Annotated in this window: 9 protein-coding genes; 2 read left to right on the top strand and 7 right to left on the bottom strand. The window is 69.5% G+C overall.

Annotated features, from left to right (window positions below; all coding sequences use genetic code 11):
- Positions 1-280: 280 nt before the first annotated feature.
- From MRBLMX7_RS05400 to MRBLMX7_RS05390, 3 genes are all read right to left on the bottom strand, one after another.
- On the bottom strand, positions 281-1,003 hold the full coding sequence (locus MRBLMX7_RS05400) for an IniB N-terminal domain-containing protein (RefSeq protein WP_363366535.1): 723 nt from the start codon (positions 1,001-1,003) through the stop codon (positions 281-283).
- Between the two features lie 119 nt (positions 1,004-1,122).
- Positions 1,123-3,714: a LuxR C-terminal-related transcriptional regulator gene (locus MRBLMX7_RS05395; protein WP_363366534.1), complete on the bottom strand. Its 2,592-nt coding sequence runs from the start codon at positions 3,712-3,714 to the stop codon at positions 1,123-1,125.
- 12 nt (positions 3,715-3,726) lie between these two features.
- Positions 3,727-5,490, bottom strand: a complete 1,764-nt coding sequence (locus tag MRBLMX7_RS05390; RefSeq protein ID WP_363366533.1) for an Hsp70 family protein — start codon at positions 5,488-5,490, stop codon at positions 3,727-3,729.
- Between the two features lie 199 nt (positions 5,491-5,689).
- Between MRBLMX7_RS05390 and rarD the strand changes: the two genes are divergently transcribed.
- The gene (gene rarD / locus MRBLMX7_RS05385) at positions 5,690-6,619 is read left to right on the top strand and encodes an EamA family transporter RarD (protein ID WP_363370828.1); all 930 of its coding nucleotides are present in this window, start codon (positions 5,690-5,692) and stop codon (positions 6,617-6,619) included.
- Between the two features lie 143 nt (positions 6,620-6,762).
- A complete protein-coding gene (locus MRBLMX7_RS05380; protein WP_363366532.1) occupies positions 6,763-8,022 on the top strand; it encodes an ABC transporter substrate-binding protein in 1,260 nt (419 codons plus the stop codon).
- 146 nt (positions 8,023-8,168) lie between these two features.
- Here the strand turns inward: MRBLMX7_RS05380 and MRBLMX7_RS05375 are convergent, their stop codons facing one another.
- The 4 genes from MRBLMX7_RS05375 to MRBLMX7_RS05360 are packed head-to-tail and all read right to left on the bottom strand — an operon-like array spanning position 8,169 to position 12,265.
- The gene (locus MRBLMX7_RS05375; RefSeq protein WP_363366531.1) at positions 8,169-8,939 is read right to left on the bottom strand and encodes an ABC transporter ATP-binding protein; all 771 of its coding nucleotides are present in this window, start codon (positions 8,937-8,939) and stop codon (positions 8,169-8,171) included.
- The gene (locus tag MRBLMX7_RS05370) at positions 8,936-9,889 is read right to left on the bottom strand and encodes an ABC transporter ATP-binding protein (RefSeq protein WP_050722069.1); all 954 of its coding nucleotides are present in this window, start codon (positions 9,887-9,889) and stop codon (positions 8,936-8,938) included. The genes MRBLMX7_RS05375 and MRBLMX7_RS05370 overlap by 4 nt, the downstream gene beginning before the upstream one ends.
- 46 nt (positions 9,890-9,935) lie before the next feature.
- Entirely contained in the window at positions 9,936-10,913 is a 978-nt protein-coding gene (locus MRBLMX7_RS05365; protein WP_050721649.1) for a branched-chain amino acid ABC transporter permease, read from the bottom strand.
- A gap of 2 nt (positions 10,914-10,915) precedes the next feature.
- The gene (locus MRBLMX7_RS05360; RefSeq protein ID WP_363366530.1) at positions 10,916-12,265 is read right to left on the bottom strand and encodes a branched-chain amino acid ABC transporter permease; all 1,350 of its coding nucleotides are present in this window, start codon (positions 12,263-12,265) and stop codon (positions 10,916-10,918) included.
- Positions 12,266-12,411 lie beyond the last annotated feature (146 nt).

The following is a 12,411-nucleotide window of genomic DNA, read 5'->3' as shown; positions in this document are numbered from 1 at the left end:
GATGTCCGCCCCGGCCGCGTAGGTCTCGTCGCTGCGTCCTGCGGTCACGGAGCGGGCGACCTCTTCGATGAGCGGGAGCAGCTCGCTGCGCAGGATGAACAGGTAGATCGCGGCGAAGGCGCCGGCGGCGAAGCTCACGATCCAGAAGAACTGCGTGAGACGCACCTCGAACGGCGGGGTGAGCCGGACCAGCACGGGAGCCCCGTCGCCTCCCGAGGTCGACGGGCGTGCGGGGGCTCCCCGAGTCTGATCGGGGTCGCGGTCGGTCACGGCGCTGATCTCACTCCTCCTCGATCGGCTCGTCGACGACCGGCTGCTCCGCTGCCGCGGCGCTCGCCGCATCGGCGTCGTAAGAATCTGTCTCCGCGGTCATGTCGGCCTCCAGCACGTCAGCCGGTTCCGCGACATCGGCGGGCACGACGGGCGCGGCCGGCTCGAGGGGCGCAGTCGGCTCGACCGGCGCGGGCGGCGCGTCGACCGGGGGCGCTCCGGTTCCGTTGAAGCTGCCCTCCGTGGTCTCATTGCCGATGGCGATGTCACCGATCGTGACGTCGAGGTCGCTGTCGACGATGGTGCCGTCGTGGCCGGCCGCGACGGAGCCGTCGCCCGACGCGATGATGGCCTCCTGGTCGAAGATCTGCGTGACGTCTCCACCGCCTGTCCAGATGCTCTGGTTGACCGAGTTGTCGACGATCGTGGAGCGCGCGTCGATCGTCGTCGTCGAGAACTGCTGCACCATGCGGATGATCTCCCGCGTGACCTCGGTGTCGCCCTCTGTGCGTGGTGGCACCGGGTTCGGCTGCGTCCGGGCCACGATGTCCGGCCGGTCGACGATGACGGGTCGCACCGCAGCCAGGTCCCGCATGCAGGCGGTCTCGAGGTTCTGGTCCGCGAGTCCGCCGGCGGGGTCGGCGGCGAACTCGGCTGCCGCATCGGGATCCCGGAGGAGCGTGAGGATGAAGGCGAGCAGCGCGTCGGCTATCGCCTCGATCGGTGTCGTCATGAGCAGTTCCCCCTTGCCGATCTGACCGGATGGTGTGGATCCCGTCGGCGGAGTGTCCGTCGGCGTCCCCGGATCCTGTTTCGGAGCGTATTCCCTTCCTCTCGCACGGGCATCGGGGATCACCCCGATGCCCGGAGGGGGAGGGAGGGGGGTGCGGCCGAGCGGTCGTCGAGGATCAGCTGACGAAGCTTGGCGATGACGTCCGACCGGGACGTCGCTCCCAGCCGATGCCGGATGTGGGCGATGTGATGCTCGGCGGTGCGGGGCGAGATGAAGATCGCCTCGCCGATCTCGGCATACGTCTTGCCCTGCAGGACGAGTCGTGCGACCTCGAGCTCTCGCTCGCTCAGCAGCTCTTCGGGTACCGGTCCGCTCGTGTCGCCGGCGGGCGCGGGCTCGGTCGTCCGGCGCTGTCCGTCGGTCGGGTGCAGTTCGCGAGCGCACGCGAGGAGCCGGGCGGCGACCTTCCGGTCATCGGCGCGGCCGGCTCCGTGGCCCGCGAGGCGGGCGCCGTCCCATCTCAGCCCCACCGCGGCGAGTCCTTCGGCCGCCTCCTCGACGGCGGGGGCGTCGACATGGCCGGCGAGCACCGAGGTCCAGATCCGCCCGGCCCTGGCCATCGCCGCGGCGACAGGGCTGTCGGCGGATGCCGAGACCAAAGCCTTCGCGTGCGGCGCGACGACTCCGGGGTCGCCGAGCAGGATGCCCTGTTGCACGCCCGCCCAGCGCACGTGCGTGCTCCACAGGGGCGGATCGCCCAGATCGGCGACGATGTCGAGTGCCTCCGCGAGGTGCCGGCGGGTCTGGTCCGTCTCACCCATGCGGGCCGCCGCGCCGAGGTATTCGGTGAGCGGGTGCAGGAGGTACAGGTCGGTGTCGACGTGCAGCAGTGCTGTGCGCGCTCGACGCCACGCCGATCCCAGTCCGGAGGCGTCATCGTAGCGCCGCGCGATGGCGAGTTCGACGGCTCCGGCGAGGAAGGCATCGCGTGCGGAGAGGCGCGGCATGATTCCGTGCGCGGCGTCGAGCGCCTCCCGCGCGTCGATCGGGCGCGCGCGCTGCACGGCGATCCATGCCCGCCAGAGCAGCAGCCGCGGTCGTGCCCACAGCCCGCCGTGCCCGCCGTCGATCGCGTCGTCGATGATAGCCCGTGCGGTGCGTGGGAGCCCCAGATCGAGGGCCACGGCTGTGGCGATGACGGCCGGCAGCTCGGGGAGCGGTCCGGCGCTCTGCGAGCTCGTGTACATCTCCGCTGCCCGGACGAGGTCTGCCAGGGCGCTCTCGGACGCATCGCTGATCGAGGCCGACAGGCCTCGTCGCAGCAGGTCGGCGGAGATGTCCGCTGTGGACGGGAGGCGGTCACGAGCGGCTCCGTCGTCGGCCCCGCGCTCGGAGCGACTCGCGAGAGAGAAGCGGGAGCCGATCCCGAAGGAAGCGATCGTCGCGCCCATCGAACCGATCCCGTCCGCGCCGACGCCGGAGTCCGCGGACGCACGGTGGACGGCGTCGGCGTGCCGCATCATTCCTCGCGCCGCCCATACGCCTACGGCGAGATCCACGAGCCGCCGCTCGTCGGCCGAGTGCGGGAGGGCGTCGACGACGGCGATCGCGCTGTCGATGTCGCCGGCTGCCCAGTGGGCCTCCGCCAGCCCGAGGAGGGCGGTCTCGGGTTCCGCTCCGTCGAGGACGCGCCGGTACAGCGCGACCGCGCGGTCGGGATGACTGTCGCGCAGGCTGTCCGCGTACTGGATCACCGCGTCGCGCACGGTGTCGTCGGCGGCCGGGGTGAGCATCCCCTCGAGCACTGGGTCGTCGGGCGAGGATCGCAGCATCTCGGCGGTGGCGGCCGCACCGAGCTCGGCGACCCTCGCGGCGGGGAGCGTCGACCGCACCGCGCGCCGGATGAGGGGGAGCACGTCGCCGTTCCGCAGGAGGAGACCGGCGGCCTGGCCCGCCCGGATCTCCTCCTCGGTCAACGGGTCGCGGGGCGCTTTCGCGCCAGGCGGGATGACCGACACTCGCGTGATCGCGCCTCGCAGCGGTTCATCGGTCTCGTCGAGGCGATGCGCGACGCGCGCGTCGAGCGCCCTGGCGAGCTCGGAGTGCTGCGCGTCGTCGTCGCAGCCGTCCCGGTCATGCTCTGCAAGCGCCGCCGCCACGAGCCAGGTGACGCCTGCGGTGATCTCGAGGATGTGCTGACGGCACGAGGCGGGGAACCCGCGTCCTGTCGCGCTCAGGTGGCGCTCCATGTCGGCGGGACCGATGTCTCCGAGCAGCACCGCCGGGAGGCTCGCGGCGAGCGACCGCGTGATCGCGCGGGTCGCGATCGTCGTCGGCCACGGGCGCAGCGCGACGATCAGCGATGCGTCCGGATCGGCGGCACGGGCTCGCACCAGGGCCAGTTGCTCGTCGTCGCATGCCTGGAGGTCGTCGACGAGCAGCACGGTGTCGGGCGGAACCCGCTCGATGTCGACGTCGGCCGAGCCCGCGACCTGAACCCGGCGCCCGTCTCGCATCAGTTGCGCGCGCACACGATGCAGAGTTGCGGTCTTGCCCGCTCCTGCAGCGCCCACCAGCACCGCACGCGCCAGCGAGTCCTGCTCCGTCAGGGAGTCGAGCATCGGGCGCAGGCGCTTCTCCCACAGCGTCGGCGGCATCGTCCACGTTGGTCCGTCCGGCACGTGCACGGGAGTGCGCTCGTGGATGCTCATGGGGTGCGCCCCTCAGAGTCCCGGGTCCGTGGGGTCCGTCGCCGGAGCAACGGGCTGGTCGGCCGGCGGCTGGTCGACAGGAGGACCCTCGGCGGGCGGTTCCTCTGCGGGCGGCGGATCCGCCGGAGGCTGCTCGACGGCGGGAGGATCGACCGAGGGCTGCACGACGGTCGGCGGAGTCACCGGCTGCGGCGTCGACACCGGGCCGAGCGGTGCGCCTCCGGAGGGAGCCGTCCTCGAAGGATCCGTCGACGGCGCGATCTGCGCGGGGGGAACCGGGCGCCCGGTATCGGGGATCGGGTCTCTGGTGGCGCGCCGTGCCGCCGGAGGGTCGGCGTCCGGCTCGGCAGCGGGCGGCAGCGCCTCGATCGGCACGACGACCGGTTCCACCTCCGCCGCGTCGGCGTCGTCTCCAAGGGGGAGCGTGAGCAGAGCGGTGAGTCCGAATACGCCTTGCCCGGTCGCGGCGCGGAGGCCGTCGGCCGTGGCGCTCTGCGACTCGGCGGAGGGGGAGAGCCCTGCGGCGAAGGCCGTGGCGGCGGCGCCGGCAGTGACGACCAGGGCCGCAGCGGCGACCGAGAGCGCTACGGCCGTCCGACGCGGCAGGCCGAGCGGTCGCAGCCGACGTGAGTCGTCCGTCTCGAGCGCGACGGCGCGGCCCGCGGCATCCGGAGGCGGTTCCTGCTGCAGCCGCGCCGCGAGCTCGAGGATGCCACGACGAGCAGCTCCGAGAGCCGCCGTGCCGTCGGCGGCGACGAGCGGTCTGTCGAAACGCTCGGACAGCACCTGGGCGATCAGCGGAATGTGCGAGGAGCCGCCCGCGAGCAGGATCGCCGAGATGCGGTCCGGTGTGCGGCCTGAGCCGGCGATCGCCCGTTCGAGCGCGCGCAGCGCGTCGTCGAGAGCGGGCTCGATCATGGCCTCGAACTCGGAGCGCGTGAGGCGCACGGTCGCTTCGCCGGCCGCGAGAGGGATGGTGATGGTCGCCTCTGCGTCGGTCGACAGAGCGTGCTTCGCCGCGGTGCAGGAGGCGCGCATCCGGGTGAGGGCCGAGAGGGAGCCGGGATCGTCGGTCGATAGGGAGCCCTCGGCTCTCGCGGCGGCCAGCGCGTGGGCGAAGACGGCGTCGTCGAACGAGGATCCGCCCTGGTCCGCCAGCGCGACGGACGCTCCGAGCGGGCCGAACCCTCCTCCGGCGGTCTTGCGCACGACCGTCGCCTCGAAGGAGGTGGCGCCCAGATCGAACACCGCGATCGCGTCGCCGGGTTCGAGCGGCTGCAGCTCGTCGTGCATCAGGGTGATCGCCTCCGCCGCGGACACGAAGTGGACGTCGGTGATCCCGCGCTCGATCAGGGCGACGCGGAGGACGTCTCTGCGGTACTCCGTCCAGGCCGACGGGTGTGAGATGACGAGGGATGCCGGGCCGCGGCCCTCTCGTCTTCCGACCGTGTCGGTCGCCCACGCCACGAGAGCCGCGGTCAGATCCGCCGACGTGGCCGTGCGGCCGTCCGCCATCAGGGGGACCTCGTCGCCGATACCGGATGTGAATCCGCGGAAGGTGCGATCGGGTGCCGTGCCCTCGGCGTCGTCGGCTGCCGCTCCGAACAGCAGGGCACCGTCGTCGGTCACGGCGGCCAGGACCGCGACGCCCTCGCTCTCCTGCCCCAGTGCGCAGGTGCTGGCTGTGATCTCTCCGCTCGGCGCGAGACGGGCAGTCGCCGCCACGATGCGGCTCGTCCCCAGTTCCAGCGCGAGCACGTACTCGAACTCGCTCATCGGTTTCCGTCTACCATCCCCAGTAGGTGTCGGACACGCTCACTATAAGACGTTCGTCGTGTGAACGGTAGGGGGTCTCTGCGGTCGGCACGCGGATGCGGCATCCCGCCATTCCGCAAGCGAATCCTGCCAACGTCCACGCCGGTGCGGGCGCTCGGGACGGCACCGCGGCGCACGGGACTAGGGTTGTGCGGTGACCCTGACGAGCCCCACCACCCGCACCGCCCAGACCGCGGGGGTCGTATACGCGGGCGGCGCGTATCTGCTCTGGGGCGTGCTGCCCCTGTACTTCCTGCTGCTGACCCCCACCGGGCCCTGGGAGGTCGTCGCGTGGCGCGTGCTGCTGTCCCTCGTGTTCTGCGTGATCCTGCTCACCGTGATGCGTGGGTGGGCGGCGCTCGGCGTCATCGTCCGCCAGCCGCGTCTGCTGGGCTGGACGGCGCTCGCCGGCCTGCTGATCTACGTGAACTGGCAGGTGTTCCTCATCGGGACGCTGACCGGCCACGTGCTGGAGACCAGCCTCGGATACTTCATCAACCCGATCACCACCGTCCTCCTCGGCGTGTTCGTGCTGAAGGAGCGGATCCGCCGCCTCCAGTGGGCCGCGATCGGGATCGCCGCCGTCGCGGTGGTCGTGATCGTCGTGCTGTACGGCTCGTTCCCGTGGATCGCGCTCTCGCTCACCGCCTCCTTCGGCCTCTACGGACTCATCAAGAAGAAGATCGGCCCCGCGGTCGACGCCGTGAGCGGGCTCACGCTCGAGTCGTTCTGGCTGGTGCCCATCGCGATCGTGCAGCTCGTGCTCGTGGCGACCACTCCGGAAGGCCTCACGGTGGGGGCCAACGGTCCGTGGCATGTCGCGCTGCTGGCGTTCGCGGGCGTGGCGACCGCCGTGCCGCTGCTGCTGTTCGCCGCGGGTGCGCGCCGCATCGACCTCACCGTGATCGGGATGATCCAGTTCATCACCCCCGTCATGCAGTTCGTGATCGGCGCCGTCGTGCTCGGCGAGCCGATGCCCCTCGAGCGGTGGATCGGCTTCATCCTCGTCTGGGTCGCGATCGCGGTCTTCGTGACCGATCTGCTGCTGACCGCGCGTCGTGGACGCCGCGCGGTCGTCGCGGCTCTGTGATCAGCGCTTCCGAGGCATGAGCACCTCGTGCGGATCGTTAACGCACCGAAATGTAGACGACTCCTGATCGAGACCTTCTGGACCTAATGTGTAGAGCATCCGACCGCGGGTGATATCCGCGGCCAGTCACGCAAGGGAGCATCATGACCGTATTCACGCGCTCGCGCAGCGCCAAGATCATCGCCGGTATCGCGCTCGTCAGCGCGTCGGCGCTGGTCGTCTCGGGCTGCAGCAGCACGCCCTCCGACGAGGGTTCGGGCGGCGGGGACAAGCCCGCAGCGGACCTCACCCTCAAGCTCGGCTCGCTGCTGCCCCAGACCGGCTCGCTGGCCTTCCTCGGCCCGCCCATGGAGTCCGGCGTGGGGCTCGCGGTCCAGGAGATCAACGACGCCAAGGCCGGCATCACCATCGACCTCACCGCCGAGGACGAGGGCGACACCGACACCAAGGCGTACGAGACCTCGATCACCAAGCTCCAGGGTGCGGGCGTCTCCGCGATCGTCGGAGCCGCAGCGTCGGGTGTCTCCAAGCTCATCCTGGACGGCAACGTCAGCGCCGGCATCCTGCAGATCTCCGCCTCGAACACCTCGCCGGACTTCACGGCCTGGGACGACGACGGCCTGTACTTCCGCACGGCTCCGAGCGACCTGCTCCAGGGCGAGGTCCTCGGCAACCTGATCGCCGAGGACGGCGCCAAGACGCTCGGCATCATCTACCAGAACGACGCCTACGGCACCGGCCTCGACGCCGCCATCAAGGAGACGTTCGAAGGCACCGGCGGCCAGGTCGTCGCGGAGGCGTCCTTCAACGTCGGCGACGCGCAGTTCGACGCGCAGGTCGAGACGATCAAGGCGCAGAACCCCGACGCCGTCGCGATCGTGTCGTTCGACCAGTTCAAGACGATCGCGCCGCTGCTGGTGAACGCCGGCATCTCGGCCGACAAGTTCTACATGGTCGACGGCAACCTGTCCGACTACGGCTCCGAGATCCCCGTGTCGCTTGAGGGCGCACAGGGCACGAAGGCCGGCCCCGCGCTCGAGGACGACTTCACCGACCGTCTCCAGACGTACTGGACCGGTGAGGGCAACCCCGAGGTCAAGGACTTCACGTACGCGGCCGAGGCCTACGACGCCGTCGTGCTCGTGGCGCTGGCGTCGCTGGCGGCGGGTTCCACCGACGGCAAGGACATCGCGGCCAAGATGCAGGAGATCTCGGGCGGCTCGGGCGACGGTGAGAAGTGCACCACGTTCGCGGACTGCGCCAAGATCATCAACGACGGCGGCACGGCCGACTACGACGGCTACTCCGGCGAGGTCACGTTCGACGAGGCGGGCGACCCCCAGGGCGCCACGATCGGCATCTACAAGTACAACGCCGAGAACACCATCGAGCGCACCAACTGATCGCCTCAGCACACGCTGACTGATCGCGCGAAGGCCCCGGATGCAGCATCCGGGGCCTTCGTCATGCGACCGGTGCCACGTTCCCGGGCACGACAGAGGGGCGGATGCCGCAGCATCCGCCCCTCTGCCGTGTCCGACGAAGCCGCTCAGGCGGCGTCGGTTCCCAGCGTGCCGAGGTACAGGCCGATGACCTTCGGGTCGTTCAGCAGGTCGCGTCCGGTGCCCTCGTACGCGTCCTTGCCCTGGTCGAGGACGTAGCCGCGATCGCAGATCTGCAGGCACCGACGCGCGTTCTGCTCGACCATGATCGTCGTCACGCCCGCCTTGTTGATGTCGGAGACGCGGATGAACGCGTCATCTTGACGCACGGGGGACAGGCCCGCGGAGGGCTCATCGAGCAGCAGCACGGACGGGTCCATCATCAGGGCCCGCGACATCGCCACCATCTGGCGTTCACCGCCCGACAGCGATCCCGCGCGCTGCTTGAGGCGCTTGCCGAGCTCGGCGAAGATGCTCGTCACGAACTCCAGCCGCTCGGCGTACGCCTTGGGATTCTGGTACAGCCCCATCTGCAGGTTCTCCTCGATCGAGAGGGAGGGGAACACATTGTTGGTCTGCGGCACGAAGGCGACTCCGCGCTTCACGAGCTTGTCGGCCTTCAGGTTGACGATGCTCTCGCCGTTGAGCGTGATCTCGCCGGAGCGCACGTTCACCAGGCCGAAGATCGACTTGAGCAGCGTGGACTTGCCGGCGCCGTTCGGGCCGATGATGCCGATCAGCTCTCCCTGACGGGCCACGAGGTTCGCGCCGTTGAGGATGTTCACGCCGGGCAGGTACCCCGCGTGCACGTCCGTCAACTCGACCACGACGTCGTCGTGCGCCGTCGCTGCGGCGTTTCCGGATGTCGTGTCGCTCATGAGCGTCCCTCCTCGTTCTCCTCGGCGGTCAGCTCGGCGTCGGCCTCCGCCTCGATCTGCTCCCGCAGCTTGACGGCCGCGGTGTCGGCGAGCACGGGGATGCGTCCCGTGACCGCGCCGAGGTCGACGTCCTGATGTGCACCGAGGTACGCATCCACGACGGCCGGATCCTCCATGACCTCCTCAGGCGGACCCTCGGCGACGACCTTGCCCTCGGCCATCACGACGACCCAGTCGGCGATGTGACGCACCATGTGCATGTCGTGCTCGACGAACAGGACGGTCATGCCCTGCTCCTTCAGGTCGAGGATGTGGTCGAGCAGCGACTGCGTCAGCGCCGGGTTCACCCCCGCCATGGGCTCGTCGAGCATGACCAGCGTCGGATCGCTCATGAGCGCCCTCGCCATCTCGAGCAGCTTGCGCTGGCCGCCCGAGAGCGCTGCGGCGAAGTCCTTCTCCTTGGCGTCGAGCTTGAACCGCGTGAGGAGCTCGCGAGCCTTGACCTCGATCTCCTGATCCTGCTTCCGCCACAGGAACGGGAAGAGGCTCGACCAGAAGCCCTCGCCGCGCTGATTGGGCGCGCCGAGCTTCATGTTCTCCAGCACTGTGAGCAGCGACAGCGACTTCGTGAGCTGGAACGTGCGCACCTGGCCCATGCGCGCCACCTTGAACGACGGCACGCCGGACAGGTTCTTGCCGTCGAACGACCAGGTGCCGCTGTTGGGCTTGTCGAAACCGCACAGCAGGTTGAACAGCGTCGTCTTGCCGGCGCCGTTCGGCCCGATCAGCGCCGTGATGGCACCGCGGGGGATCTCGACGTGATCCACGTCCACGGCAGTGAGGCCGCCGAAGCGCCGCTGCACGGCATCCACGACGAGGATCGGATCGACCTTGGCGACGCCGGGGGCCGCAGGGCCCTTCGTGAGTCCCGTGGTCTTCGGGCGGCGGATGCTCCCGGTCGACGGCGCCGCGGCGGAGTCTTCTTCGGGGGTCAGTTCACTTGACAAAGGTCATCTCCCTCTTGTCTCCGAGGATGCCCTGCGGGCGGAAGATCACGAGCAGCATGAGCGCGATGCCGACGAAGATGAAGACGAGCGTCGAGGCCTGGCTGTCGGACATGGGCAGGAGATCGGCTTTCGCCAACGCGGGGAGCAGGTTCGCGAGGAACGCGAACACGACCCAGAAGAGGATCGCGCCGAGCGTCGGTCCGAACACCGTGGCCGCACCGCCGAGCAGCAGCACGGTCCACAGGAAGAACGTCAGCGAGGTCGTGTAGCTGCCGGGGACCACGGCGGAGGGGAGGACGAACACTATGCCGCCCGCCGCCCCGATGATGCCGCCGACCACGAGCGCCTGCATCTTGTACGCGAAGACGTTCTTGCCGAGCGAGCGCACGGCGTCCTCGTCCTCGCGGATGCCCTTGAGGACGCGTCCCCACGGGCTGCGCATGAGAGCCCAGACGACGAACACGGCGAGGGCGAGCACGATCACGCCGAACACGCGGTTCCACAGGTCGTTCGCGGTGTACGTCCACGGGCCGAAGCCGTAGGTGCCGGGCGGGAACGGATTCGCGTCGCGGAAGCCGCCGTTGTACTGCGCGAGGCCGTCGGCCGAGTTCGTGAACTCGTCGAACACCTGCGTCGTGAAGAGCAGCCGCACGATCTCGCCGGCCGCGATGGTGGCGATCGCGAGGTAGTCGGCTCGCAGCCTCAGGGTCGGGATGCCGAGCAGCACCGCGAACAGCGCTCCGCCGCAGAGCCCGATGAGCATGCCGACCCACCAGGGGAGCCCGAACGAGAGCACGGAGATCGCGTAGCCGTAGCCGCCGACCGCCATGAACGCCGCCATGCCGAAGTTCAGCAGGCCCGCATAGCCGAAGTGCACCGCGAGGCCGGTCGCCGCGAGCGCATACGCGATCGTGACCGGGCTGAAGAGGTAGACCGCGGTGTTGGAGAAGATGCTTCCGAAGTCCATCGTCAGCCCAACCTTTCCTTGCGTCCGAGCAGACCCTGCGGCCGCACCAGGAGGATGACGATGAGGATGACCAGTGCGCTCGCGTACTTGAGGTCGGACGGGATCCACAGGGTCGAGAGCTCGACCGCCATCCCGACGATGATCGAGCCGACCAGAGCGCCGAACGCGGTGCCGAGACCGCCGAGCGTGATGGCCGCGAAGATCAGCAGCAGCATCTGCATGCCCATGTCCCACTTCACCCCGGGGCGGAAGTACGCCCACAGGATGCCGGAGATCGCGGCGAGCACACCCGCCAGGATCCACACGATGCGGATGACCTTGTCGACGTCGATGCCGGAGGCCGCCGCGAGCTGCGGGTTGTCGGAGATGGCCCTGGTCGCCTTGCCGACACGGGTGCGGGTCAGGAACCAGGCGACGCCGAGGATCACGACGATGCTGACGCCCATCGCGATCATGTCGATGTAGGACAGCGAGATCGGACCGAACTGGATCGGCGTGGGGCTCGCACCGGGGAGCTGCCTCGTGCCACCGCCGATGAAGTACTGGAACAGGTAGCGCAGCGCGAGCGAGAGTCCGATGCTGACGATCATCAGCTGGACCACGCCCAGCCCTCGTCGTCGGAGTGGGCGCCACAGGCCCGCATCCATGGCCCAGCCGAACAGCCCGCCGCCGATCACGGCCGCGGCGATGCCGAGCCAGAGGGGCAGGTGCCAGAAGCTCGTGGTGACGAGGGCGACGAGACCGCCCCACGTCACCATCTCGGCGTGCGCGAAGTTCGACAGGCGCGTGGTGCCGTAGATGAGCGCGGCTCCCATCGATGCGAGAGCGAGCAGCAGACCGAAGTTGAGTCCGCCGACGAGTCGCGACATGAGCTGGTCGATGAAGGACGACGTCACCCGCTCGCCCTCGCCGAGGAACAGGTTCATGATCTTCGTGCCGGTGAGGCCGAACTCGACCTCGAACGACGCCGTCGTCCCGGAGATCGGCTGCGTGCCCTCGGGGAGCTGTGCCGCATCGACGATCACCCCGTCGGGCAGGGTGTCCTCGTCGACGGTGAGCGTGTACTTCTCCTTCTCGGGGACGTACAGTCGCCACTTGCCTTCGGCGTCGGTCTCGGTCTCGCCTTCGAAGCCCTTGCCCTCGATCGTCATGACGACGCCCTCGATCGGCTGATCCTCGAACGTGATCACACCGCCGAAGTAGAAGTCGGTGATCTCCTGCCCGTCGTCGGTCTCCTCGGCGGCGGCGGAGGCGGGTGGCTGCAACCACAGGAATGCAAGGGCGAGCAGCGTCGCGAGAAGGGTGATGCCCCATCGCGTTCCGCGCCGAGTCGCCGAGATCGTCGGACTCACAGAACCTCCCAGTCCAGTACACAGACCAAGACAGGGTGTTCATCGGCCTTGATGTACGACGGTATGAGCGTAATGTGTCGGCTCTGTTTCAACCAAGGCACGATCTGCTCACGGCGGCCACGATCTGATCACGAAGTCGCACACCC

It is taken from the genome of Microbacterium sp. LMX7-1.2 (assembly GCF_040675935.1).
Taxonomy (GTDB): Bacteria; Actinomycetota; Actinomycetes; order Actinomycetales; family Microbacteriaceae; genus Microbacterium.
Note: the sequence above shows the minus strand (reverse complement) of the source record. Positions and strands in the feature narration are given on the sequence as shown.

Excerpts from the sequence above, each read along its gene's own strand:
- MRBLMX7_RS05400 (WP_363366535.1), bottom strand. The coding sequence starts at position 1,003 with ATGACGACACCGATCGAGGCGATAGCCGACGCGCTGCTCGCCTTCATC.
- MRBLMX7_RS05395 (WP_363366534.1), bottom strand. The coding sequence starts at position 3,714 with ATGAGCATCCACGAGCGCACTCCCGTGCACGTGCCGGACGGACCAACG.
- MRBLMX7_RS05390 (WP_363366533.1), bottom strand. The coding sequence starts at position 5,490 with ATGAGCGAGTTCGAGTACGTGCTCGCGCTGGAACTGGGGACGAGCCGC.
- MRBLMX7_RS05380 (WP_363366532.1), top strand. The coding sequence starts at position 6,763 with ATGACCGTATTCACGCGCTCGCGCAGCGCCAAGATCATCGCCGGTATC.
- MRBLMX7_RS05375 (WP_363366531.1), bottom strand. The coding sequence starts at position 8,939 with ATGAGCGACACGACATCCGGAAACGCCGCAGCGACGGCGCACGACGAC.
- MRBLMX7_RS05365 (WP_050721649.1), bottom strand. The coding sequence starts at position 10,913 with ATGGACTTCGGAAGCATCTTCTCCAACACCGCGGTCTACCTCTTCAGC.